The sequence below is a fragment of the Larkinella arboricola genome, from assembly GCF_003259745.1.
GTDB classification, from domain to species: domain Bacteria; phylum Bacteroidota; class Bacteroidia; order Cytophagales; family Spirosomataceae; genus Larkinella; species Larkinella arboricola.
Map to the genome: position 1 here is coordinate 163,975 of NZ_QLMC01000005.1, position 24,701 is coordinate 188,675.

At 52.9% G+C, this 24,701-nt stretch carries 24 protein-coding genes; 12 read left to right on the forward strand and 12 right to left on the reverse strand.

Annotated elements, in window-relative coordinates; all coding sequences use genetic code 11:
* Positions 1 to 32 precede the first annotated feature (32 nt).
* The 3 genes from LX87_RS19835 to LX87_RS19845 are packed head-to-tail and all read left to right on the forward strand — an operon-like array spanning position 33 to position 2,828.
* Positions 33 to 977 (forward strand): glycosyltransferase family 2 protein, encoded by a 945-nt coding sequence (locus LX87_RS19835; RefSeq protein ID WP_111630023.1) that lies wholly within the window; start codon positions 33 to 35, stop codon positions 975 to 977.
* 13 nt (positions 978 to 990) lie between these two features.
* Entirely contained in the window at positions 991 to 1,866 is an 876-nt protein-coding gene (locus LX87_RS19840) for a lysylphosphatidylglycerol synthase transmembrane domain-containing protein (RefSeq protein ID WP_111630024.1), read from the forward strand.
* Positions 1,863 to 2,828, forward strand: a complete 966-nt coding sequence (locus LX87_RS19845) for an SDR family NAD(P)-dependent oxidoreductase (RefSeq protein ID WP_111630025.1) — start codon at positions 1,863 to 1,865, stop codon at positions 2,826 to 2,828. Before LX87_RS19840 ends, LX87_RS19845 begins: the two co-directional genes overlap by 4 nt.
* A gap of 6 nt (positions 2,829 to 2,834) precedes the next feature.
* On the opposite strand, the gene meaB is transcribed toward LX87_RS19845, so the two are convergent.
* From meaB to LX87_RS19880, 7 genes are all read right to left on the reverse strand, one after another.
* Positions 2,835 to 3,812 (reverse strand): methylmalonyl Co-A mutase-associated GTPase MeaB, encoded by a 978-nt coding sequence (meaB, locus tag LX87_RS19850; protein WP_111630026.1) that lies wholly within the window; start codon positions 3,810 to 3,812, stop codon positions 2,835 to 2,837.
* On the reverse strand, positions 3,812 to 4,492 hold the full coding sequence (locus LX87_RS19855) for a 2-C-methyl-D-erythritol 4-phosphate cytidylyltransferase (protein WP_111630027.1): 681 nt from the start codon (positions 4,490 to 4,492) through the stop codon (positions 3,812 to 3,814). The genes meaB and LX87_RS19855 overlap by 1 nt, the downstream gene beginning before the upstream one ends.
* A gap of 83 nt (positions 4,493 to 4,575) precedes the next feature.
* Positions 4,576 to 5,619, reverse strand: a complete 1,044-nt coding sequence (queA, locus tag LX87_RS19860) for a tRNA preQ1(34) S-adenosylmethionine ribosyltransferase-isomerase QueA (RefSeq protein WP_111630028.1) — start codon at positions 5,617 to 5,619, stop codon at positions 4,576 to 4,578.
* A 189-nt stretch (positions 5,620 to 5,808) separates the two neighbouring features.
* A complete protein-coding gene (locus LX87_RS19865) occupies positions 5,809 to 6,180 on the reverse strand; it encodes a hypothetical protein (protein WP_111630029.1) in 372 nt (123 codons plus the stop codon).
* Between the two features lie 163 nt (positions 6,181 to 6,343).
* Positions 6,344 to 7,003 carry a 3-keto-disaccharide hydrolase gene (locus LX87_RS19870; RefSeq protein WP_111630030.1) on the reverse strand — a complete coding sequence of 220 codons (660 nt, stop codon included), beginning with the start codon at positions 7,001 to 7,003 and terminating at the stop codon, positions 6,344 to 6,346.
* A 123-nt stretch (positions 7,004 to 7,126) separates the two neighbouring features.
* Positions 7,127 to 7,684: a hypothetical protein gene (locus LX87_RS19875; protein WP_111630031.1), complete on the reverse strand. Its 558-nt coding sequence runs from the start codon at positions 7,682 to 7,684 to the stop codon at positions 7,127 to 7,129.
* A 16-nt stretch (positions 7,685 to 7,700) separates the two neighbouring features.
* A complete protein-coding gene (locus LX87_RS19880; protein ID WP_111630032.1) occupies positions 7,701 to 9,200 on the reverse strand; it encodes an acetyl-CoA carboxylase biotin carboxylase subunit in 1,500 nt (499 codons plus the stop codon).
* Between the two features lie 224 nt (positions 9,201 to 9,424).
* Here LX87_RS19880 and LX87_RS19885 point away from each other — a divergent pair, with 224 nt between their 5' ends.
* Together LX87_RS19885 and LX87_RS19890 are read left to right on the forward strand one after the other, a co-directional pair.
* The gene (locus LX87_RS19885) at positions 9,425 to 10,735 is read left to right on the forward strand and encodes an aminotransferase class I/II-fold pyridoxal phosphate-dependent enzyme (protein WP_111630033.1); all 1,311 of its coding nucleotides are present in this window, start codon (positions 9,425 to 9,427) and stop codon (positions 10,733 to 10,735) included.
* 157 nt (positions 10,736 to 10,892) lie between these two features.
* Positions 10,893 to 11,075, forward strand: coding sequence for a BF3379 family histone-like protein (locus tag LX87_RS19890; RefSeq protein ID WP_111630034.1), 183 nt, complete (start codon positions 10,893 to 10,895; stop codon positions 11,073 to 11,075).
* A 78-nt stretch (positions 11,076 to 11,153) separates the two neighbouring features.
* On the opposite strand, the gene LX87_RS19895 is transcribed toward LX87_RS19890, so the two are convergent.
* The gene (locus LX87_RS19895; protein ID WP_111630035.1) at positions 11,154 to 11,561 is read right to left on the reverse strand and encodes a MaoC family dehydratase; all 408 of its coding nucleotides are present in this window, start codon (positions 11,559 to 11,561) and stop codon (positions 11,154 to 11,156) included.
* Positions 11,562 to 11,580: 19 nt separating this feature from the next.
* Positions 11,581 to 12,012 (reverse strand): YybH family protein, encoded by a 432-nt coding sequence (locus LX87_RS19900; RefSeq protein ID WP_111630036.1) that lies wholly within the window; start codon positions 12,010 to 12,012, stop codon positions 11,581 to 11,583.
* A 187-nt stretch (positions 12,013 to 12,199) separates the two neighbouring features.
* Here LX87_RS19900 and LX87_RS19905 point away from each other — a divergent pair, with 187 nt between their 5' ends.
* From LX87_RS19905 to LX87_RS19915, 3 genes are all read left to right on the forward strand, one after another.
* Complete coding sequence (locus tag LX87_RS19905; RefSeq protein WP_310587925.1) at positions 12,200 to 13,075, forward strand: diacylglycerol/lipid kinase family protein; 876 nt, start codon at positions 12,200 to 12,202, stop codon at positions 13,073 to 13,075.
* Positions 13,076 to 13,200: 125 nt separating this feature from the next.
* A complete protein-coding gene (locus tag LX87_RS19910) occupies positions 13,201 to 14,754 on the forward strand; it encodes a PQQ-dependent sugar dehydrogenase (protein ID WP_111630038.1) in 1,554 nt (517 codons plus the stop codon).
* 193 nt (positions 14,755 to 14,947) lie between these two features.
* On the forward strand, positions 14,948 to 15,298 hold the full coding sequence (locus LX87_RS19915; protein ID WP_111630039.1) for a DUF1508 domain-containing protein: 351 nt from the start codon (positions 14,948 to 14,950) through the stop codon (positions 15,296 to 15,298).
* A 7-nt stretch (positions 15,299 to 15,305) separates the two neighbouring features.
* On the opposite strand, the gene LX87_RS28835 is transcribed toward LX87_RS19915, so the two are convergent.
* Positions 15,306 to 15,452: a hypothetical protein gene (locus LX87_RS28835; protein ID WP_170139398.1), complete on the reverse strand. Its 147-nt coding sequence runs from the start codon at positions 15,450 to 15,452 to the stop codon at positions 15,306 to 15,308.
* Positions 15,453 to 15,574: 122 nt separating this feature from the next.
* Positions 15,575 to 16,663, reverse strand: coding sequence for a dihydrodipicolinate synthase family protein (locus LX87_RS19920; protein ID WP_211325342.1), 1,089 nt, complete (start codon positions 16,661 to 16,663; stop codon positions 15,575 to 15,577).
* 208 nt (positions 16,664 to 16,871) lie between these two features.
* On the opposite strand from LX87_RS19920, the gene LX87_RS19925 reads away from it, so the two are divergent.
* Together LX87_RS19925 and LX87_RS19930 are read left to right on the forward strand one after the other, a co-directional pair.
* Positions 16,872 to 20,054: a SusC/RagA family TonB-linked outer membrane protein gene (locus LX87_RS19925; protein WP_111630040.1), complete on the forward strand. Its 3,183-nt coding sequence runs from the start codon at positions 16,872 to 16,874 to the stop codon at positions 20,052 to 20,054.
* 26 nt (positions 20,055 to 20,080) lie between these two features.
* A complete protein-coding gene (locus tag LX87_RS19930) occupies positions 20,081 to 21,652 on the forward strand; it encodes a SusD/RagB family nutrient-binding outer membrane lipoprotein (RefSeq protein WP_170139399.1) in 1,572 nt (523 codons plus the stop codon).
* Between the two features lie 26 nt (positions 21,653 to 21,678).
* Here the strand turns inward: LX87_RS19930 and LX87_RS19935 are convergent, their stop codons facing one another.
* Complete coding sequence (locus LX87_RS19935; protein WP_111630042.1) at positions 21,679 to 21,912, reverse strand: hypothetical protein; 234 nt, start codon at positions 21,910 to 21,912, stop codon at positions 21,679 to 21,681.
* A gap of 202 nt (positions 21,913 to 22,114) precedes the next feature.
* Between LX87_RS19935 and LX87_RS19940 the strand changes: the two genes are divergently transcribed.
* Positions 22,115 to 23,344, forward strand: coding sequence for a glycosyltransferase family 1 protein (locus LX87_RS19940; protein ID WP_111630043.1), 1,230 nt, complete (start codon positions 22,115 to 22,117; stop codon positions 23,342 to 23,344).
* A complete protein-coding gene (locus LX87_RS19945; protein ID WP_111630044.1) occupies positions 23,337 to 24,656 on the forward strand; it encodes a family 1 glycosylhydrolase in 1,320 nt (439 codons plus the stop codon). The genes LX87_RS19940 and LX87_RS19945 overlap by 8 nt, the downstream gene beginning before the upstream one ends.
* Positions 24,657 to 24,701: the final 45 nt, after the last annotated feature.

Below are 24,701 nucleotides of genomic sequence, written 5' to 3' on the forward strand. Positions count from 1 at the left end.
TATACCGAATTGTCCGTCCGAAAAAACATTCTATGCAACCGTATCTTTCCGTCGTTATTTGTGTCTACAACGAAGAAGGCAATATTTTTCCGATGATCGAGCAGATTGAGCGGGCGTTGATTGGTTACGATTTTGAAATCGTGTACGTCAACGACGGCTCCTCTGACCGGACGCTGGCGGAGCTGAAATCCGTACACAATGATCGTCTGGTAGTAGTCGATCTGCAAACAAATTATGGCCAGAGTCTGGCGCTGGCCGCCGGAATCGACGTAGCCAAAGGCCAGTACATCGTCACGATGGATGGCGATCTGCAAAACGACCCCGCCGATATTCCAATGATGCTCCAACTGGCCGAAGAAGGGGATTATGACCTGGTAGCGGGTATTCGGGCCAAGCGTCAGGATGGGGCGTTGCTGCGCAAATTGCCCAGCCGCATTGCCAACTGGATTATCCGGCAAACGTCGGGCGTTCACCTGAAAGATTACGGCTGTGCCCTGAAAGTGTTTCGGGCTGATCTGGCCAAAAGTCTCGGGTTGTACGGCGAGCTTCACCGGTTTATTCCGGTGCTGGCCCGGCTGGAAGGCGCACGCATGACGCAGGCCGATGTACAGCACCACCCGCGCCGGATCGGGCAGTCGAAATACGGTCTGGGCCGTACGCTGAAAGTGGTCAGTGACCTGATTCTGATGCTGTTTATGAAAAAATACCTCCGCAAGCCGATGCACCTTTTCGGAAACTGGGGGTTGATGGCGCTGGCCACAGGTCTGCTCATTAACGGTTATCTGCTCGTGCAGAAGCTGATGGGCCACGACATCTGGGGGCGTCCGCTGCTGATTCTCGGAACCATCCTGGTGCTGGCCGGTATCCAGTTGATCACGTTCGGGATTATGACGGAGCTTCAAATGCGGACTTATTACGAATCGCAGGATAAAAAACCGTACAAAATCCGGCGGATTTACAAATCGGAGCTGGTTTAACGCGGTTTTGCCCATGCCAAAATTTGTGAAAACCGCCGTCAAAATTGCATTATCGGCTCTGTCCCTATGGTTGGTTTTTCGCAAGATTGAGCCGGATCAGGTTTGGGCGGTGTTGACGCGGGCGCGGGTAGGATGGCTGCTGGTGGCAACGGTCCTGTTCGTTCTTTCAAAAGTAGCGTCGGCGGAACGGTTACTGTTGCTGTTTACGCAAACGGGCCTGTCTATTCGCCGTCAGGCTAATTTAAAACTCTATTGGCTGGGCATGTATTACAACCTGTTTCTGCCGGGCGGTATTGGCGGAGACGGGTATAAAGTTTACCTGCTGAACCGTCTGGCCGGAACACCGGTGAAGGCGCTGATCGGGGCAACACTGCTGGATCGGCTGATCGGTTTACTACCGCTGATTTATGCCGTAGCGGTGTTTACCGTGCTGGTGCCGGAAGTATCGGCCTGGGTGGGGTTTCGGGTAAGCGGGTTCTGGCTGGCGGGTATTCCCATCGGTCATTTCGTGGCCAAGTGGCTTATGAAACGGTTTATGCCGCCATTTTCTCCGGCTTTCGAACGGTCGGTAGGCTGGTCGGTGCTGGTGCAGGGCTTGCAGATGCTCCAGATTCTGGCCCTGTTGCAGGCTATTGAAGCGGTTGGTCGGCCCGAAATTTATCTGCTGATTTTCCTGATTTCGTCCGTCGTGGCTACCATTCCGTTCACAATTGGCGGGGCCGGAGCGCGGGAACTGACGTTTTTGCTGGGCGCTCAGTGGCTGGGGTTACCCGCCGATGCCGCCGTGGCCGTCAGTTTATTATTTTACAGCATCACGGCCCTGGTTTCGCTGACCGGCCTGGTGTATAGTTTTCAGTCCTCATCATTAACTAAGGAGCTAAGCTCATGACAATTTTATTAACGGGCGGTGCTGGTTTCATCGGTTCTAACTTAACAAAACAACTGCTACAGGAAGGAAAGCAGGTGGTTTGTCTGGATAGCCTGGACAGTTATTATAATCCGGACATCAAGTGGGCCAATGTGCAGCAAAGCCTGGATCACCCGCACTATCATTTCCACGAAGGCGACATTCGGGACGCGGAGCTGGTCAATACGCTGTTTCGGACGTATGCCTTCGATGCGGTAATTCATCTGGCGGCCCGCGCGGGGGTGCGTCCGTCGGTACAGGACCCTGCTCTGTACTATGATGTGAATGTTACCGGCACGCTGACGCTTTTGCAGGCCATGCAGCACGCGGGGGTAAAAAAGATGGTATTTGCCTCATCGTCATCGGTTTATGGTGATTCGCTCCAGGTGCCTTTTACGGAAAGTGATCCGTCCGACCGTCCGTTGTCACCGTATGCAGCTTCCAAACGGGCCGCCGAATTGTTGTGCCACACGTTTCATCACCTGTACGGTTTTGATATTTTCTGCCTGCGTTTTTTTACGGTTTACGGACCAAATCAGCGTCCCGAGATGGCCATCAGCCAGTTTACGGACAGTATTCTGAACGAAAAACCCATCAATGTTTTCGGCGATGGTACCACGGCCCGCGATTATACCTATGTCGAGGATATTGTAAACGGCATTATTCAGTCGCTGGAAAATCTGCGCGGCTTTGAAGTGCTGAACATTGGGGGCTCAGACCCCATTTCACTGGCGAACCTGATTCAGGTGATCGAACGGGTGGTGGGAAAAAGTGCGCTGATCAACCGTTTGCCGATGCAGCCCGGCGATGTGCAGCAAACCTACGCTGACATTCGAAAAGCGACTCAATTAATTGGCTACCAGCCGACTGTGCGGGTCGAAGACGGGATTAAACGGTTTGTGGCGTGGTATCTGGTGAAGTACAAGACCGGATTGGTAATCTAATATCTTTCAAAGCCAAGACGTTAAAAGAAGCTGTGCGCCCTGTAACGGCAGTAGTTCACCTTTTTGAACCTGACTTTCTATTTGGGCCAGCCGCTCCGGCATACCGGGCTGGCGGTAAAACCGGGTTTCCAGTTGCTGCCGGATGGTGCGGTGCAGCCAGTCGAGATTTTGCTGCTGGCGGTTGCGGTCACGAAAACCGTTTTGCGTCAGCCGCGTCTGGTGCTCCAGAATAAGCCGCCAGAGCGCTTCGATGCCCTGATTCTGAAGGGCCGAACACGTCAGGACCGGCGGGATCCACTGCGATGGAGCAGGAGGGAAGAGGTGCAGGGCGTTCTGATACTCCACCCGGGCGCGTTCGGCTGCGGCTGCGTTGTCGCCGTCGGCTTTGGTGATGGCAATGGCGTCGGCCAGTTCCATAATACCGCGTTTCATGCCCTGAAGTTCATCACCGGCTCCGGCCAGCATCAGCAGCAGAAAGAAATCCACCATGCCGTGCACCACGGTTTCGGACTGCCCGACGCCCACAGTTTCGATCAGAATAACCTCAAAGCCAGCCGCTTCGCAAAGCAGCATCGTTTCACGGGTTTTGTTGCCCACACCACCTGCTGAACCACCCGAGGGCGAAGGCCGTATGTACGCCAGCGGGTCCATCGACAGGGTTTCCATGCGGGTTTTGTCGCCCAGAATACTGCCGTGTGAGCGCTGACTGCTGGGGTCAATGGCCAGCACCGCTAGTTTTTTTCCCGACGAAGTAAGGTGTTTGCCGAATGCTTCGATAAATGTACTTTTTCCGACGCCCGGTACGCCCGTAATCCCGATCCGAATGGCGTTGCCGGTTTGGGGCAAAACGGCTTCCAGTACCTGCAATGCCAGTGCCTGATCGCTTTCCAACTGACTTTCAACCAGCGTAATAGCCCGACTCAGTACCAGTCGGTCACCGGCTTGGATACCGGCAATGTAGTGGTCGGGCGGAAGTCGGTGCATCAGTGGGCGGATCGGATTTTCTGTTCAGCGATTTCTAAATCTTCCGGTGTTGTAATCTTGATGTTGTCGTAAGAGCCGTCGATGAGCGTGATCGGATAACCGGCGTATTCGACGACGCTGGCACAATCGGTAAAAAACGGTTGCTCCTCCACTTCGAAGGCCCGTTTGAAAAGGGCCAGTTGAAACGTTTGCGGAGTCTGAACCAGCCGGTAGCTGGCCCGGTCGACGGCCTGGCTGCTGCCGTCAGCGTGAATCAGTCGGGCTGAGTCCTTGAGCGGTACGCAGGTAACGGCACTGCCCGTACGTTCGGCGGTTTCAAAGCTGTTGCGGATAATGCTCGTTGTAACAAACGGACGGACACCATCGTGAACCGCCACCAGACCGTCTTCAGTCTCAATGGATTGTAAACCGTTACGTACCGACTGGAACCGGGTTTTTCCGCCCGCAATAACCATAACCGCTTCCTGAAACTGGTGCTGCCGGCAAAGCTCCTCCCAGACCGGAATCTGGCTGACAGGCAATACCACAATCACGTTCAGATCTGCGCTGTATGCCCGAAACCGTCGGATAGTATGCATCAGAATGGGCATACCGCCGATGGAGAGAAACTGCTTTGGCGCATCGGTACCCATCCGGGTGCCGCTCCCCCCGGCAACAATAATAGCGAAACGGTTTTTCATACTGGAGAATAAAGAGAAAAGACAAGAAACAAAAGAACGATTGAAAACCGTCTCTTATCTCTTGTCTATCGTCTCTTGTCCTATTAAAGAATCAGCATCGCATCGCCATAGCTGAAGAATTTGTACTTCTCCTGAATGGCTACCTCGTAAGCTTGCTTAATGAGATCATACCCTCCGAATGCACTGGTCATCATGATCAGAATGGATTCGGGCAGGTGGAAGTTGGTCAGCAGCGCGTTGGCAATCTTGAAGTCGTACGGCGGAAAAATAAACCGGTCGGTCCAGCCATCAACGGGTTTTAGCCGCCCGTTGGCCGACACCGACGATTCAATTGCCTTCAGGGAAGTGGTGCCAATGGCGCAAACGCGTTTGCCATTGTCCAGAGCCTGGTTAACGACATCGGCGGCTGTTTCTGTAATCGAATAATTCTCCGAATCGGTTTTATGCTTCGTCAGGTCCTCCACGTCAACCGTCCGGAACGTTCCCAGCCCTACGTGCAGGGTAATCGGCGCGAAATGGATTCCTTTGATTTCCATCCGTTTCATGATGGTCTTCGTGAAGTGCAGGCCCGCCGTGGGTGCCGCCACAGCGCCGACATGCTGGGCAAAGATGGTTTGGTAACGGTCGCGGTCGGCGTCTTCGGTTTTCCGTTTGATTTCGCGCGGAAGCGGGGTTTCGCCCAGTTCGTCGATGGCCTTCATGAATTCTTCATGCGAGCCTTCAAAAAGAAACCGAATGGTTCGGCCGCGGGAGGTGGTGTTGTCGATTACCTCGGCAACCAGGTCGCTATCACCAAAATAGAGTTTATTGCCCACCCGGATTTTCCGGGCCGGATCCACCAGAACGTCCCATAACCGCATTTCACGGTTCAGTTCACGCAGGAGAAAAACTTCGATTTTAGCGCCAGTTTTCTCCTTGTTGCCGTACAACCGTGCGGGGAACACTTTCGTGTCGTTGATCACCATTACATCGCCGTCCCCAAAATAGGAAATGATGTCGGAGAATTGTTTGTGTTCGATGGTTTTGTTTTTACGATCAACAACCATTAACCGCGCTTCCCCACGTTCGGGTGGATAGAGGGCAACAAGACTTTGGGGTAAGTCAAACCTAAATTCGGACAGCTTCATACGGTCAGATAAAGAGCATCTCTTGGAAAAGAGCGCAAAATTAGCAAAAAAACAGTTAGCAGTTGACGATGAGCCAATTGTATTCTACCGTCCGTTTCCTGAAAAACGCGGTAGTAACAGGTGGGTCAACGGCAAATATACATTGCGCGGGGGGGGCATTGCAAGTATATTCTGTAAACGGTCTGCTACTTACTGCTGATTTGCGTCCAGTCCGACGGCATGAATAGGCTGTACGGCGCCATTCGTATTGGTATCCGGCCGTTCGGCAATTGTAAATTTCTGCATCAATTCCGGAGTTACCTCGTTGGCATACGTGCCCTGGGCCGATACGAAGACGCCCTTCAGGCCGTTGGCGGTTGAAATGGCATACAGCGTCATTTCATCGCCTGGGTCGGACGTACCTTCAAAACGGTGAAACTCATCCACATTAAATTCTTCGGATTTTAGTTTCAGACCGCTGCCGCTTTCTTCCAGATAGTCCCGCTTGGGTTGAAAATCGTGCGTGTAGCCGCGCTCGCGCAGGCCTTCCATCGCTTCTGTCAGGGTTTCAAAATGCTGCATGGTCGTTGTTGTTATGTGACTACTGTAGAAACCAGCAACCCCCGAAGATGTTTTAAAACGATGATGAATTATGAATAATGACCGATGAAGAAACCGTCCATACGGTAGTCTGACGCAGCGCCATCAGCATCGTTCAGCACTCATAATTCACCGTCACCGAAGTTTAGTCCGGCAATACCTTAACCATGATGTCCTTGAAGTACACTTTGCTTTTGGGGTCGTGGGCCTGTAGGGCGAAAGTGCCGCTGCCGATCCGGCGTTCGGCCATGTCGTTGGAGAGATTCACGTTGTCGGGCTCGGTGTATTCGTTGACCACTTTGTCGTTGATTTTGATGGTCACTTTTTTGCCCTGAACCATGATTTCTTCGGTATACCATTCGTTGTCTTTAACATACGTTTCTTTCACATCCTGAATGGCGTACAGGCTGGCGGTCCGGCGCCAGTCGGTATGCGAATTGTTGACCTGCACCTCGAAGCCTTTTTTCGGCCAGCTTTCTTCCTGGTATTGCGTATGGAAATACATACCGGAGTTGGAGCCGGGCAGCGTCATCACTTTTGCCTTAAACTGGAAGTTCTTGAAGTTATGATTTTGGACGGGACCGACGTAGAAAAGGTGGGCGACCTGACCGTTGACAACAATGGCACCGTCCTCAATTTTAAAAGATTCCGCGTTTTTGCCGACTTTCCAGCCGTCGAACGTTTTTCCGTCGAAGAGACTAATCCAGCCTTTGCCCTCTTTCGATGTCGAGGATTTGGGGGCCGACGATTTGGAGCAGGCGCCCAGCACGACCGATAGACAGCAAACTAGTAAGAAATTTTTCATAGAAATCACTTGGAAGAGAAGTTTAGTTTCCGGCACTAAATTAAACAACCGTTGCAATAATCTAGTCTTATCTGCTAATTGTTCTATTCAATTGGCGGGGTTTTCTGTTCAATGTTTTGAATGTTACTGAAAAAGCTCAAAGACTTGTAGTAGCGCGATCATCAAACCCATGATACACAAAGCGACGACCAGGGCAACGCCCCGTTCTTTAAGGGTCATGCTTTTAGACGCGGGCGGTTGGAAAATAATTTCAAAAACCGTCCGTAGCACCGACTGATTTAGAAACAGGACCAGCACCAGCAACGCCAGACAGGCACTGGCAACGGTCATGGCACCAAAGGAAACCTGGTAAGCCAGATCCACCACGATAATATTCAGCAGAATCGGGAAGAGGACGGCGGTTCCGATCAATTTTGATTTCTCCCAGAGCAAAAGCCAGGCGCCCACGACCTGTGACAGTCCAATGAAGACGATGTAAGCGGTTGAATACCCAAAAAAAGCCCACGCTAACTGAAAGCCACTGGCTTCGGCCAACGGTATTTTAGCCACTTCCGCCGGAAAATGACCGGGCCTGAAAAATTGCCCTCCTGCCATTTTACTCCAGCCGTAAAGGTTTAAAATCAGAAAGACAACATACCGGGCCGCGAGTTCCAGATAAACTGTCCTGTGTCTGGTAAGCATGGGTTTCTACGGGCTGTCAACGAAACCGTCGTTCTTTCCACTGGCTTTTTTTCCCTTCGCTCGTAACGGCACCGTTTCCGGCTTTCGGCTGATGGTTCTGAAGCAACCAGGCCGCCAGCACGCCCGCCAGTTGGGTTTCTTCCGGCCGGGTTTCGGGCAGCAATTTATCGGGAGTAAAGTAATGACTGACAAAGTGCGTATCGAACTGCCCCGACCGGAAGGCGTCGTGCTGCATCACAAACCGGCAGAAGGGGAGCGTCGTCTGCACGCCCGTAATGCGGTATTCGTCAATGGCGCGGATCATTTTCTCGATGGCTTCGGCGCGGGTGGCCCCGGTTGTTACCAGTTTGGCAATCATCGGGTCGTAGTAAATCGGGATGGACATGCCCTGCTCGAAACCGTCGTCCACGCGAATTCCGTTGCCTTGGGGCCGCACGTAGGTTTCGAGCGTACCGACATCGGGCAGGAAGTTGTTGGCCGGGTCCTCGGCGTACACGCGGATTTCGATGGAATGGCCGTTGATCTGCAAGTCTTCCTGTTTGATTTCCAGTGGTTTGCCTTCGGCAATGTAGATCATCTGTTTGACCAGATCAATTCCCGTAATCTGCTCCGTGACCGGATGCTCGACCTGCAAACGGGTGTTCATTTCCAGAAAGTAGAAATTCAATTGATCATCCACGATAAACTCCACCGTTCCGGCACCGTAGTAGCCGCAGGCCCGGGCTACCTCCACCGCACAACGGCCCATTTCGGCCCGGATTTCGGGGGTAAGGACGGATGACGGTGCTTCCTCTACCACTTTCTGGTGTCGGCGCTGTACGGAACACTCGCGTTCGAACAGGTGAATGATGTTGCCGTGCTGGTCGCCCAGCACCTGAATTTCAACGTGTCGGGGCGAGGTGACGTATTTTTCGATAAACACCGAACCGTCGCCAAAAGCCGAGGTGGCTTCGCTGACGGCCCGTTCCATGCCTTCGTCAAAATCGGCTTCCTGTTCCACAATCCGCATTCCTTTGCCCCCGCCCCCCGCACTGGCCTTGATCAGAATGGGATAGCCAATCTGGGCCGCCGTTTGTTTGGCGGCTTCGCGGTCGGTGATGGCTTCCGGTGTACCCGGCACCATCGGAATGTTGTAAGCGGCCACGGCGGCTTTGGCGGCCAGTTTGCTGCCCATAATTTCGATGGATTCCGGCGATGGCCCCACAAAAATCAGCCCGGCATTCCGGACAGCCTGCGCAAAACCGGCGTTTTCGGACAGAAAGCCGTAACCCGGATGAATGGCGTCGGCCCCGGTCTGGCGGCAAACCTCAATAATCACATCGGTTCGCAGGTACGACTCGGAGGAGGGAGCAGGACCGACGCAGACGGCTTCGTCGGCATACCGGACGTGGGGCGACTGGCGGTCGGCTTCGCTGTAAATGGCAACGGTCTGGATGCCCATCTCGCGGGCCGTCCGCATGATCCGCAGGGCAATTTCACCCCGGTTGGCAACAAGCAATTTCCTGATTTTTGTCATTGGGCTTTAGGCGTCATCCTCCCCCGGTTTTGTTTTCTCTCCGCTAAGATGGCAACAACCGTTATAAAGGGATGCTTTTGCAAAAATATACTTCTGCCTGCCCACTCCTAATTTTCCGCCGGTATTTCTAGACCTAACCCTGCTTTGCGGTTGGCAGATTTTAACTTACTTTTGTACTTATGTGGTTAATAAACTCATTATAAACCGATAAATAACGCAATAAAGTGGATTTATTTGAGAAATTACGCACCAACCTCGGACCCATCGGTTCGTCATCGCGGGAACTGAAAGCTCACCATTATTTCGCATTTCCGAAGCTGGAAGGCGAATTAGGGCCCCACATGATGTTCCAGGGAAAGAAGATGCTTAACTGGAGTTTGAATAATTATCTGGGGTTGGCCAATCATCCCGAAGTCCGGAAAATCGACGCGGAAGCTGCTGCTGAATGGGGGCTGGCGTACCCGATGGGTGCCCGGATGATGTCGGGTAATTCGGATTTACACGAAGAACTGGAAGGGCAACTGGCGGAGTTTGTGGGCAAGGAAGACGCCTTTCTGCTGAACTATGGTTACCAGGGGGTCATGTCGGCCATTGAGTCGGTGGTAGATTACCGCGATGTCATTGTGTACGATGCCGAGTGCCACGCCTGTCTGATTGACGGTATTCGTCTGCACAAAGCCAAAATGGGCGAATACTATAAGTTTAATCATAACGATATCGATAGCCTGGAGAAAAACCTGCAACGGGCGACCAAAAAAGCCGCCGAAAAGGGGGGCGGTATTCTGGTCATTACCGAAGGCGTATTCGGGATGTCGGGCAAAGTCGGTAGCCTGAAAGAAATTGTTGCGCTGAAAGAAAAGTACGATTTCAAACTGCTGGTCGATGATGCGCACGGTTTTGGGACGATGGGACCCACGGGGGCCGGTGTCGGTGAAATGCAGGGTTGCCAGGACGGTATTGACCTGTACTTCTCGACTTTCGCCAAGTCGATGGCTGCGATTGGGGCTTTCATCGCCGGAGATCACGACATTATCATGTACCTTAAATATAACATGCGGTCACAAACATACGCCAAGGCATTGCCGATGCCGTATGTGATTGGCGGCATGAAGCGGCTTGAGCTGATCAAGAAGCATCCGGAACTGCGCGAAAAGCTGTGGGAAAACGTCCGCGCTTTGCAGGAAGGTTTGCGGGCGCGCGGCCTGAACATCGGGGATACCACCTCGCCCGTGACGCCGGTCCTGTTGCAAAGTGAAGGGGGCGTTCCGGAAGCCACGGCGCTGGTTCGCGACCTGCGCGAAAACCGGGGTATTTTCTGTTCCATCGTGGTGTATCCGGTCGTGCCGAAAGGGGTCATCATGCTGCGGATTATCCCGACGGCGGCCCACTCACTCGAAGACGTTGAATACACGCTAAACGCCTTTACGGAAGTGTCCGAAAAGCTAAGTCAGGGCTATTACCGCGAAAGTGCCCAAAATGGGCTTGCAGAAGTGGCTTTAGTGCCCTCAGAAGTGGCAAAAACCATCGCTGAGTAACCGTTTAGTAAGGAATAATGGTTTATTTGGACTTTTCCAACGATTTTTTTTCTGATTTTCTTGCGCTGAAGGATAGAATGCGTATATTTCGTCAAAAACGCGGTTTTTGAGCGTTTTAGGGCATTTTTCCACCACTTAAAACCCATACAAATAAGTTATGGCACGCTTTGACGAAATTAAAAATCTGGTCTTGTCTTTGGAGGGCGATTTTGAGAAATTTTACGAAAAAGGCAATCAGGCAGCCGGTACTCGCGTACGTAAAGGCATGCAGGATCTGAAGACATTAGCCCAGAATATTCGCGCTGAAGTTCAGGATCAGAAAAACGCAAAAGAATCGTAAGTAAAAGGTATCCCAAACGCAACAAGCCCGGCCATCAGGTCGGGCTTGTTGTTTTCTAAGCGGTCGGGATGTTCCGGGTTAGCCTTTCTTATACATCAGCGTTGCAACCCCGCGCGTGGTGAGTTTGCCGGTCTGCCCATCTTTAATTTCGGTGGAAACCTCGGCGGTGTGCTTTTCGGGATTGGTGGAAATAACGGTGAAGACGGCTTCGTAATTGGTATCGACAAACATCGGGCGCATAAACTCCAGCGTTTGCTTGAGGTAGACCGAACCGTGCCCCGGAAATTCAGTACCCAGCACTTTGGTGAAAACGCTGGCTCCGAGCATCCCGTGAATAATGGGCCGTTTGAACGGGGTCTGGCTGGCAAATTCCGCATCGAGATGCAGCGGATTATCGTCGCCGGTTACGCGGGCGAAGGCTTCTACGTCGGCTTGCGAAAACCGAAACGCGTGCCGGTGAACGGCGTTTAATTCAAAAGGTGTCATAGTAAAAAGAAGAAACCGGCTAGCTGGAATGATCGCTGACAATCACCCACTGGCCCTTGATTTTTCGCCAAAGTAAGGTAAAATGACCTTCCGCATCGCCAATCTGGGGGCGCGTCAGGTGAAATTTTCCGATTACATAGGCCACATCCCGGGCCGGAAAGTCCAGCTTGATAATGGTAAACTTCAGCGTTCCCATCGAGGCCCGGTCGGGATACCGGCGTTTGTAATTGCTCAGGGTCGCATCATAACCGTACGTCACGCCCACTTTGCCCACAAACGTCAGCGAATCCGATTTCCAGTACCCGTTCATGAATGCTTCCGTATTACCGGCATTCCAGTCGGTGGTCTGGCGGTCCAGAATGCCCAGAATGGTTTTTCGGTCGGTGGCTGTCTGAGCCTGTGCAACGGTAAGGGTGAACAAAAAAAGGAGCAGGCCGTGTAGTTTTTTCATTTTATCACGAACTTTGATGACGCAATGTGAAGCCGTAAGAAACGGGCGCGTCGAAATTTCCTCCAATACTAATGAATAAAATCCGCAAATTTTACGAAGAATATAAGCCGTACATCTTTTCGGATGGCTGGTATTATGTTTTTATTGTTGTGTTTATTCTCTTCCTGTTTATCTTCTTTTCCTGATCGTGGCGCAAACGACTTTGCTGGCAATTGTCAATCCGCTTTCGGGAACGGCTTCGGTTCAGCAGAAACAGCAATGGATTAATTTTCTGCAAAAGAAAGCCATTGACGCGGGTTTCAATCCCGAAGCGGTATTCACCACCCATCCCGGCCACGCAACGGAACTGGCCCGGGAAGCCGTTCAGCGGGGAATTCGCCGACTGGTTATCATCGGGGGCGACGGTACAATCAACGAAACCGCCCGCGTACTGCTGCATACTCAAACCGCTTTGGGGATTGTTCCCGTCGGGTCGGGCAACGGCCTGGCGCGGCACCTGAATTTACCCCTGAACCCCCTAAAAGCCATCGAGCGAGCCATTAACGGCCGACCTGTTGTGATTGATAGCGGACGAATCAACGAACACGCTTTTTTCTGTACGACCGGCATGGGCTTCGATGCCTACGTTGCCCGGGAGTTTGCCCGTCAACCCGTTCGGGGCCTGCCCACCTACATCCGGACGGCCTACCGTGCTTTCTGGAGCTATAAGCCATCCACGTATGAAATTGGTCAGCAGCTTTATCCCTTGTTTTCGCTGACGGTTGCCAACGCCGGGCAGTTTGGCAATAATGCCTGGATTGCTCCGAAAGCCAACGTAGCCGATGGGTTGCTGGATGTTTGTCTGCTCAAACCGTTTCCGCGAACGGCGGCTGGTGGGCTGGCGTGGCGGCTTTTCAACAAAACGCTCGATCAGTCGGGGTATCTGACGGTGCAGCCCGTGCGGTCGGTGGTGGTAAAAGGGGAGGGGCCGTTGCTGATTCATATTGATGGCGAACCGCTGCAACTGACGACGGATACCGCCACGGTGCAGGCCGTACCGTCGAGTTTGCTGGTCGTAAAGTAGGTTTATGGGCGGCCGGTTTTTCCTTTCTGTAGCGAGCACGCGGTTCCATTGCGTTGTTTTTCGGGGTAAATCCTAACTTTTTGCCCGGATCGGTTCTTTATCCGGGTAGGATTGAACCGAAACCTATGTGCAGATTTGTTAGCGTACTTTTTTTAGTTAGTCTGGTAGCCGCCAGATCCTGGGGCCAACTCATGACCGGGCCTCAGGGAGAACGATTCAGCGTTCGGATTGTCAAAGACCGCCTGAGTGACCCCTGGGAAGTTACCTATGGCCCCGACCGGTTTCTGTGGATAACGGAAGCGAAAGGATACCGGGTCAGCCGGATCAACCCCACGACCGGCGCCCGGACCGTGCTCCTTGATTTGAGCCAGAACCGCAACTTCCCCCGCTACGATCAGATTCCCGACTCGGTTGATGGCGGAAAGCCCTGGCCCCAGGGTGGACTGATGGGGCTGGCCCTGCATCCGCAGTTACTAACCGGAAAACCGTATGTATATCTGGCTTACGTGCATACCCACGAGGCCGCCAATCAGCCGGGAAGCGGCCGGGCGCCCAACTATGGCGGGCATTTTTTCCGGGCCCGTCTGGTGCGCTACGAATACGATGTCAGGAGGCAGTCGCTGGGCAAACCCCGGGTGCTTTGTGATACCATTGCGGCCAGTAATGATCATAATTCCGGTCGGTTGCTCATTGCGCCGGTGGAAGGCCGTCCGTATTTATTTTACTCCGTGGGCGATCTGGGCGCGGGACAGTTTGAAAACGCGGGGCGGCCCAATCACGCTCAGGACAGAACGGTATACGAAGGGAAAATTCTGCGGTTTAATCTGGAACCCGATCAGGATGCCCAGCCCGATGAGCAGTGGATACCCAATGATAATCCTTTCAATGCCCAAAGGCAGAACGCCGTCTGGAGTTACGGGCACCGGAATGTTCAGGGGTTAGCCTATGCGACTGTGGCCGGAAGCGGCAGGTTGTATACCGCCGAACACGGCCCGTTTTCGGATGATGAAATCAATATTATTGAAAAAGGCCGGAACTACGGCCATCCGTTGATAATTGGCTATGCCGATGATAATTATAACGGGTTGGCCGCCGGAGTGAGTCACCACGATAGCTTACCCGGTATCTGGCACACCACCTATCCCACCATTGGCAGTGAGAGCGAAAACCGTCGGCGGATTGGGGATGCATACCGTGATCCGATTAAAAGTATGTACCCGCTTTCGGCCCACTATCTACAGAACCTGTTTGCCAAAACGCGGGCTAATGCGCCGGATAAGCCCGACTGGCCCGCCGAAGCGCCCAGCAGCCTGATCGTTTATACGGCCTCAGCGATTCCGAACTGGCAGAATTCGTTGCTGCTGACGACGCTCAAAACGGGTCGGCTGGTTCGGCTGGCACTGGATTCGGCCGGTACCGGTATCCAGGGCGATACCCTGGGCTACTTTAAGTTACCGATTCGCTACCGGGACATCGCGCTGTCGGCCGATGGTCGGAAGATTTATCTGGCGGTGGATAGCTCCATTACAACCTCCGGGCCTTCGCAGGAAGATCCCAGAACAACGTCGTACCGGGGTTGTATTCTGGAGTTTACGTATCTGCCAGACGGGCAATCTGCAAATGGTGTTATGCCGAAGGAAGCTTTTCCCCCCGGACGCGCTCGGCGGAAAAAAGAGTAGTCTTTATCGTGCTACCTGTTTTCTAAGCTTTGCAGATAGTCACCTGTTACGGCGTTGGCCGTTACTGTACTACTAGTTTATCTGTATAATATAAATATCTTATAAGGGTTGATATTTTTCTGATTATGTGTTATAGTTGCAATACGAAACTACAATATTTTTCTACTATAGCCTTCATAGAAATAATACAAGTATGTATTTCTTAATCGAAAACAATCCGCAATTTGAAAACCAATACCAGTTCCGTCTGGTGAAAAATGAGCAGGAAACGGTTCTAACGAGCGAGCTATTCAAGAGCAAACTTGATTGTCTGACGGCAATCAGCGCAGCTCGCCGTGCTGGCAGTGACGTTTCTAATTATCCTTTGTGGGATTTGACGGGTAACATCCGTTTCAACCTGTTTTACGGCGATAATCGCTTATTGATTGGGGCTACCCGTTACAAAACCGTTGAGGAGCGGGACCGCGCCCTACAGGAAGTAGCGGAGCAGATCGGTCAGGCACCGGCCCGCGATCTGGCTCCGGTTAGTGCCCTGGCTGCTTAAACGTCGGTTAATTATAAAAAAACAGAAAGGTGGTATCCAGCAGGCGCTCATTCCCCATGATGAGCGCTGCCACCGGACTGGCTAAAAAACCGGCTTGTGACTCTGAATACGTAATAAAATCAATCTGGGGAAGGTAATCCAAAAACTGAAGCATGCAGGTAGTTTCTCTGATAACAAATCTACAGAGAAAAAGGCTGATAATCAATGCCGAAAATAAGCCGGTGATTACCTGATTTTATCGAGGTTTTATGCTGTTCCGCATCCTGAGCGTATTCTCTACTGCGGGCCGTTTACGGCTTTGATACCGAGCCGGTCGCACCAGCCGAGAAAAACATCGTACGTCTTGTCCAGAATGGCTATTTGCTCGGGCGGTATTGACTTCACTTTCGAGCGGCACACGAGTTCGAGCGGCAATCCCCGCTTTTTCAGAAAGTATTTGGAACTGAGTGGATAAAACTTTGAAATGATGGCTTCGGTTCGGGCAATTTCGGCCTGAATCCAGTTGACATCAGCCAACTTTGCCGGGTCGTTGGCATATTGGCAAAGCCAGCTATGAATTTCGGGGTAAAAGTTTCCGGAGATGGGCGACATACCTTTCGCTCCTTTTTGCAGCGACTCGGCGGCTGTAGCGGTGTGGGCGTTGTAAAATTCCAGTTGCGTTCCGCGTGCCAGGGCCAGTTTGGTTTCGATGTTTTTAATATCTTCTGAGGTGTCTTTGTGATAAACCAGCCGCTTATCCGAAACAAGTGATTTAAAAACATCGGGGGCAATAAGCCGTTTGTAGGGCACCGGGCATTCGTAGGTTCCCAGTTTAATGTTGCCCGTCATGGAAAGAAACGTTTCGAAATTTTTCATCAAAACGGCATCGCTTTCGTTGGCGAGGGCAAAATGGCTGGATATCAGAATAACTCCGCGGACGCCGGTATCATCTATCTTTTTAGCAAAGTCCGCCTTCTCTCCAAGCGTATCACCAAACGAACCGGTTGAAACCACGGTTGCTTTACGGCCTGCGTGCTGCACCACATACCGGGTCAGATCAATCCGCTCCTGATTGTCCAGAAAATACATTTCACTGCTCAGGCAGTTGGCAAAAAAGCCTTTTGCGCCCGCCCTGAGGTAAAAATCGATCAGCATCGAAAGGTGGTTGTAATCAATTTTCGAATTGGAATCGAACGGCGTAATCATCACCGGAACAAACTTTTTTTCATCCGATTTGAAGGGCGAAACGGACTGCTGATCCGGTTGCGCAAAACCGTCACCGGCCATCAGGGGCTGAAGGGTTGCGGTACCGGCCACAAGGCCCAGAGAAGCCTGAGTGATGCGTTCTAATAAAGCCCGTCGGGAAATCGGCTGGTTTGGTTTCATCGGTAGGTAAGGGTTAGAAGTCACAGCGTTTTGAAAGGATTACTTGCAATCCCCTCATTCGTACACCTCGGCGGGACGATTTTTTGTAATTTATTTCCTTTTAATTGAAAGAATCATAGTACGATAGGGGCCTTTTGGCGTATGGAGTTAGCACGTTTGCGTCTACAAGTCCATCAAACGTTGCACCATTATTCCAACCCTTACTTGCATGAAAGAGAAAACCCTATCAGAGAAGGGGCGCCACGTTGCCATTCCGTGCACCTGGTATACCCTTTTAGCCGCCGTAGCCATCTTTTCGGCCACCTCCCCGGCAGTCGCACGGAATCCGGAAACACCGGAACACAAAGCAGAAAGGCCGGGTGCCGTGCGGTCAGAAACCGTTGACGTAATCCGGGGAAAAGTAACCGACGAAAAAGGGGAGGGCCTGCCGGGGGTCAGTATCGTGGTCAAAGGCACGCAGCAGGGAACCACTTCCGATGCCGTCGGAAACTTCTCCATCAATGTACCGTCTGCCAATTCGGTGCTTGTATTTTCATTTGTCGGTTATACCGCTCAGGAAGTACCGGTAGGGAGCCAGACCTCACTGAACATCAGACTACTGGCCGAAAGCAGAGCCCTGGACGAAGTGGTAGTAACCGCCCTCGGTATCCGCCGGGAAACCAAGTCGCTGGGGTATTCGGTGACCAAAGTAGACGGCGACAATTTTACCAAAACCCGGGAAACCAACTTCGCCAACTCCCTGACTGGGAAGGTAGCCGGTGTGAACATCAGCCCGGCGGCAACGGGTCCGGCGGGTTCCAGCCGGGTAACCATCCGGGGGAATACGTCTATTTCGGGAAACAACCAGCCGCTGTACATCATCAACGGCCTTCCAATGGACAATAGCCAGTTAGGCGGCCCCAAAGGTGACAACCCCGACTTTGGCGACAATATTTCCAGCATCAACCCCGATGACATTGAGGAAGTTACCGTTCTGAAAGGGGCTACGGCGGCTGCGTTGTACGGGTCGCGGGCTAAAAACGGTGCCATCCTCATCACCACCAAATCCGGTAAAGGCAACAAAGGGCTGGGCGTCGAATTCAATACCAACAATACGTTTGAGGTGCCCTTTTTTCTGTGGGAGCTTCAGAAGGAGTACGGCCAGGGCTACGGCGGGGTCAAACCGGCCAGTCAGCAGGATGCGGCCAATCACGGGCAAAACCACTGGGGCTCACGGTATGACGGTTCGGAGACGATTCAACTCGATGGCGTCAAAAGACCGTATTCGTACGTGAAAGATCAGGTGCTGGAGGACTTTTACAGCACCGGGCACACCAATTCCAACAACCTGTCTTTTTCGGGCGGGGGCGATAAGGGCAGTTTCCGGCTGGGGATCACGGACATGCGCAACAAAGGCATCATTCCGAATGCAACCATGCGCAGAAACAACATCAGTCTGGGGCTGAATCAGGCCATCTCCAAAAACCTGAACCTGTCGGCCAATGTCGATTACGTGAACGAGCGGGTTGATAACCGGTATGTTTTTACGGGAACATCCAGCAACAGCGCCGGAACGATTCTGTATGTAAACAGCAACATGCCGACCAGTGCGCTGTCGCCGGGGTACAATGAAGATTTCAAGGAAAAGGTACTGGGCACGGATTTAAACGCGACCAACCCGTATTATACCCTCAACCGGATTAAAAACCGGACGGATAAGGATCGGTTTATCTCCACCGTCAACGTGCGGTATAACCTGTTTGACTGGCTTTTTGTCCAGGCAAAAGCCGGGCAGGATTATTATAACTTCATGTCCAGCAAGCTCGTTCCGGAAGGAACCGGCTACCGGCCCAACGGCCAGCTTGACCAGATTCAGCAAAACTTCTGGGAGCGGAACTTCGAAGGCATGATCGGGCTGAACCGGAGCCTGAACAAAGATTTTGATCTGGCCGTCAACCTGGGCGGAAACCTGATGGCGCAGCACCGCTACACCACCACCATTGTTGGCTCCGGTTTCGTGGTTCCGCAGCTGCACGTCATCAACAATACCGTTAACCGGAATACCACTACGGCGACCTACGACAAAAAGATCAATTCGGTGTTTGCCACCGCCGAGCTTAGCTACCGGAACTACCTGTATCTGAACCTGACGGGCCGGAACGACTGGTTTTCGACGCTGAACCCTGAGTCGAACAACTTCTTTTATCCGTCGGCCGGGCTCAGTTTTGTGTTCTCGCAGGCCCTTGAGCTGCCCCGGGCCATCAGCTTCGGAAAGCTCCGGGTTGCGTATGCTGCGGTGGGCGGTGATACCGACCCGTATCTGCTCAATCTGACGTATGGCCTGCTGCCGTACAATTACGATGGCCGTTCGCTCGGAACCATTAACCAGTTTACCGTTCCCAACAACCGGCTAAGGCCGTTGAGTGTCAATGAGTTTGAGGCCGGTCTGGATCTGCGGTTATTCAACAACCGGCTGGGCTTCGATATTGCGGCTTATAATAAACTGACTACCAACGACATTGCCGTCGAGAGTATTTCTTCCACCACCGGTTATTCGGGTGTATCGGTCAATGTGGGCGAAATCCGTAACCGGGGGATTGAACTGCTGACAACCGTAAAACCGGTTACAACCCAAAACTTTAGCTGGGATCTGTCTTTTAATCTGGCCTACAACAAAAGCAAGGTGCTGAAGATCTCGAATACGTCCAAGGAACTGATTCTGGCGACGTCCACCAAAGCCTTCATCAAGCACATCGAAGGGGAGGAGTACTCGCAGATTGTGGGGCGGACGATTAAACGCAATGAGCAGGGGCAGGATATTATCGATGCCACCGGCCTGCCCATTGTTCCGGCCAATGTGGTGTCTTTCGGTTCCGGAATCCATAAATACACAACCGGTCTGATTAACACGTTTACCTACAAGACGTTTACGTTGTCGGCTCAGGTTGACGGAAAATTCGGCGGCAAGATTTATTCGGAAACTAATTACAGCCTCGACCATCGCGGTATGGCTCCCCACTCGCTTCTGGGCCGGGAGTCCGGAGCGGTGCTTCCCGGCGTTACCGAGAGCGGGGAGGTGAACAATGTGCTGGTAACGGCGGACCGGGTTAACAACCGGGCCATTATTGTCCGGCGACGCGATGCCCTCGACGACTACATTTATGACGCCAGTTTTATCAAGCTGCGCTACGTGTCGCTGACTTATAATTTGCCGAAAGCCGTCTACGAACGGATTGGGTTTGTCAAGGGGGCCAGTGTCTCGCTGGTTGGCCGGAACCTCCAGATTCTGATGAAACACACCCCCGGTCTGGACCCCGAAACCAATATATCGGCGGGGAACGATCAGGGAATTGAATCCACGGCATTACCGCCCACCAGAAGTTACGGTTTCAACGTGAATTTGAAATTCTAGTTCGGCAAAGCTTAACACCAATGGCAATGAAAAAGACACTTTCTATATTATTTACCGGCAGCGCACTGCTTCTTGCTGGCTGCGACAGCGGTTTTGAGGAACTCAACAAAGACCCCAACGCCGTTACCGCCGACCGTTTCAACCCGGCTTATCTTTTTACAACCGGGCAATACAACACGGCAAAAGGCGATGAAACCACCAGCCTGAATTATGCAGAGCCGTTTGTTCAGCACATGGCGACGCTGAGCAACGTGGGGATATTTGATTTTCAGGGCGATAAGTACGTGTACCACAAGGGAAATAATGAGGCCATGTGGAAAGGTACGTACAACGCCAATGCCGGTTCGTCCAAACTGATTGAGGATGTAATTGCGCTGTCGAAAGACAAACCCCAGTACCACAACCTGTACCACATGGCACGGATCTGGAAAACGGTGATTTACCACCGGCTCACGGATATGTACGGGGATGTGCCTTACTTTGAAGCCAACCAGGGCTATTACCAGCAGATTTACAAGCCCAAATATGACGCTCAGAAGGATATTTACGCCCACATGCTGACCGAACTGGAAGATGCTACTGCCAAACTGGACGCCAGCAAGACGCTATATTCTTCGGCTGATATTGTCTATGCGGGCAAAATTGACAAATGGAAGCGGTTTGGCTATTCCATGATGCTCCGGCTGGGGATGCGCCTTTCCAAAGTAGACCCGGCAGCCGCCGAATCGTGGGTCAAGAAGGCGTATGCGGGTGGGGTTTTTACCTCCTTTGAGGATAATATGTTTATCAGGGGAGCCGACAAAGCCGGAACGCAGGAAGTCCTGACCAACGGACAGAGCTGGACGTTAAGTGTTTCGGGAAGAAGTCCGGGTAAAATAGCCAAGACGTTTTTCGACTACATGAAAAGTCACAACGATCCCCGGCTGAAGCATACTGTTGCGGTTTATACCGACCCCACCAATGTGGCGACGAAAAACACCGATCCGGCGGTTCAGAAGGGTATGCCCAACGGCCTCGACCGCATAACGCTACCCAATGACCCCAGTTACGATCCGAAGGCACCGGGTCAGGAACACCAGTTTTCGGGCGTTAACCGAGATGTGTTTGCCAAGCTCGACGGGCCGAGGATGCTTCTGACCTATGGAGAAGTTCAACTGCTGCTGGCCGAAGCCGCCGTGCGGGGCTGGATTCCGGGCGATGCGGCCCAGTTTTACCGCAACGGCGTAACCGGCGCGATGAAGAGCCTCCAGCAATATGACGTGTCGGCAACGATTACAGATGCAGAAATTACGGCCTATTTAACGGCAAATCCGTTTGTGGGCATTGCCGACAAGGAGAAAGCCTTCGAGCAGATCAATTCGGAATACTGGGTGGCCACGTTTCTGAACGGCTACGAGTCCTACGCCAACGTCCGTCGTTCCGGCTATCCCAAATTAACGCCCATCAATTACCCGGATAATGAAACCGGTGGCACCTATCCGCGCCGTCTGCGGTACCCGGATGATGAACCGGTTTTGAATGCAGACAATTACAACGCGGCTGTGGCACGCCAGGGAGCGGATAGTTTCAAAACCAGAGTCTGGTGGGATAAGCCGTAGAGCGCCGGAAAGCCGGTAAAACCGACTTATTTTAAACGGTAAGAACAGGACTTCAGGAAAGCAGGTGGTTTGTGTACGGACCTTGCTGGCTGAAGTCCTGTTTTTTTATGGTAACCGGTCTGCTTCTTGGTTGATTTCCTGCGTTTCCTGCCCTCTTTTTCGGACAAAAGCGGTCCTTGTTCATCGGTAATTACCGCTTTCCCACCTGTCTTGAGCCCCGCACCGTTCGCCTTGTTTTGCGGAGAAAACCGGTTTTGCATAGGGGAAACCGGGTCAGGCAGTGATTACGTTTGGTCCCATCGTAAGCGTTTAATGGACCAGATGCTCACTTGAGCGCAGCTTGCCTTTCCATTCTTACATAAATAAAGTTAAATGAATATCTGCGTTTCGCTTTCCGGTGCGACCTCCATTTTTACGTTCGTACACAGGTTGGCGTTAGCACCACATCATCCTTAACTAAGCATGTCCAATCATTCAAAACAGGCCGTAAGACAGCCATTCGCTCAGGAGCACACCCGGCTCATTGGGTCAGAACGAGGTGCTTCCATTTCATCAACCTCATTTGCGCATCAAACCCAGGATTTAATCTGTTTTTCACACCTGCGCTGGAACTTCGTCTACCAGCGCCCCCAGCATCTGCTCAGCCGCGCCAGTCGCCACTTCCGCGTCTGGTTCTGGGAAGAGCCAGTGGCCGATCAGCAGCCCTGGCTGGAAGTGCGACCGATCAATCCCAAACTCCATATTCTGGTGCCGCACCTGCCCGCTGGCACCGACCCTCAAACCCAACATGACTACCAGCGCCGGTGGTTGCAGGAGCTGCTGGCCCAACAGCAAATCACCGACTTTGTGGCCTGGTATTACACCCCCATGGCCCTCAACTTTACCGAACATATCCAGCCCCGGCTTACCGTCTACGACTGCATGGACGAGTTGTCGGCTTTCCGAGGTGCTCCACCCCAACTGCGTGAGCGGGAAAAACAACTCATGCAGCAGGCCCAACTCATGTTTACCGGCGGACAGAGCCTCTACGAAGCCAAGAAAAACCTCCACCCCTCGGTGCATGCTTTCCCCAGCAGCATCGACAACCACCACTTTGGACAAGCCCGCCTGGGGCTGGACGATCCGGCCGATCAGCAGGCGCTGGCTTACCCGCGCATCGGCTTTAGTGGCGTCATTGATGAGCGGCTGGATATCCAGTTGCTGGGCGAGCTGGCCCGGCGTCGTCCCGACTGGCAGTTTGTGCTGCTGGGTCCGGTGGTCAAGATTGATCCGGCTTCTTTGCCTCAGGGTCCCAACCTGCACTATCTGGGCATGAAGGCCTACGAGCAGCTCCCGGCTTATTTCAGCAACTGGCAGGTGGCCTGGTTGCCTTTTGCGCTCAACGAGTCAACGCGTTTCATCAGCCCCACCAAGACGCCGGAGTACCTGGCGGCTGGCCTGCCGGTGGTATCGACGCCGATCCGGGATGTGGTCAGCACGTATGGGGAGTGTGGCACGGTATGGATTGCCGACGGGGTTGAGGAGTTTGAGCGGTCGATAGAAGCGGCATTGCAGAACCCCTCGGCCTTATGCTGGAGCCGGATTGATGCCCAACTAGCGCAGTGCTCCTGGCAGCAGACCTGGAAAGATATGCATACATTAATCCTGGAACAGTTCCAGTTACAATACCAAAAACATTCACTGTATGAGTAAACAACCAGCTACCACATCATCTACGAATTCTGTTTTACAGCCCCTCGCGCTCTGGGGTGGTATTGAATGCACGGTAAACCGGGTTGGTGATACCTACCAGGACCAACTTATGCGAAACGGCCACCATCACCGCGATCAGGATTTATTTCATGTTGCCCAACTCGGTCTGAAGACTCTGCGTTATCCCCTGCTTTGGGAGCGTACGGCTCCGGAGCGTGTCGACCAGCCTGACTGGCAATGGGCCGACCGACGCCTTGGGGTATTGCAGGAGCTGGGCATCCGGCCCATTATCGGTCTGGTTCACCACGGCTGCGGGCCTAAATATGCCACCTTTGCCGGGCCTGAATTTGAACGGCAGCTACCTCGCTATGCCCGGCAAGTCGCGGAACGCTACCCCTGGGTTGATGCTTATACGCCTGTCAATGAACCTTTGACGACGGCCCGCTTCTCGGGCTTAAACGGCCACTGGTACCCGCACGCCAACAGTCCGCGCGTGTTTGTCGATATTTTACTGCGCCAATGCCGGGCGACGGTTCTGGCCATGCAGCAGATCCGGCAGGTGCGGCCCGATGCCCAACTGATTCAAACCGATGATTTGGGGCAGACGCATAGTTCGCCGAAAGTAAACTACCAGGCCGAGTGGGAAAACCACCGCCGGTGGCTGAGCTGGGACCTTCTCTGCGGCTACGTAACGAAGCAGCATCCACTCTGGGACTATCTTCGCTGGGTTGGCATTCCATACGCCGACCTGGCATTTTTTGTGGACAATCCCTGCCCGCCTTCGGTGATTGGAATTAATCATTACATCACCAGCGAACGCTATCTGGACGAACGGATCTGGCAGTACCCGGTTCATATGCAGGGCGGAAACGAACGGGACCGGTATGTGGATACGGAAGTGGTCCGGGCGGCTCCCGAACAACGGGTTGGGCTAACAGGGCTGTTGCAGCAAGCCTGGAAACGCTACCAGCGGCCCATTGCCGTGACCGAGGCCCATCTGGGGTGTACCGTCGATGAGCAGATGCGCTGGCTGTGGGATATGTGGCAGCAGACCCAGCAGGCTCGTCAGGCGGGTGCTGATATACAGGCAGTAACAGCCTGGGCGCTCCTGGGTTCATTCGACTGGCATTGCCTGCTGACGCGTCATGAAGGCTATTACGAACCGGGGGCCTTTGATGTAAGCTCAGGGTACATGCAGGCAACACCCTTAGCGGAGTTGATTCAGTGCCTGGCTACGGGACAAAATCCCGCCGAGCTTGTGCCGCCGGGGCCGGGCTGGTGGCAAATCGTGCCGCAACCCGATCTGGCCTGACACGTCTGCGGTATTTCTAATTCATTTTATCACGTTAACCTGATT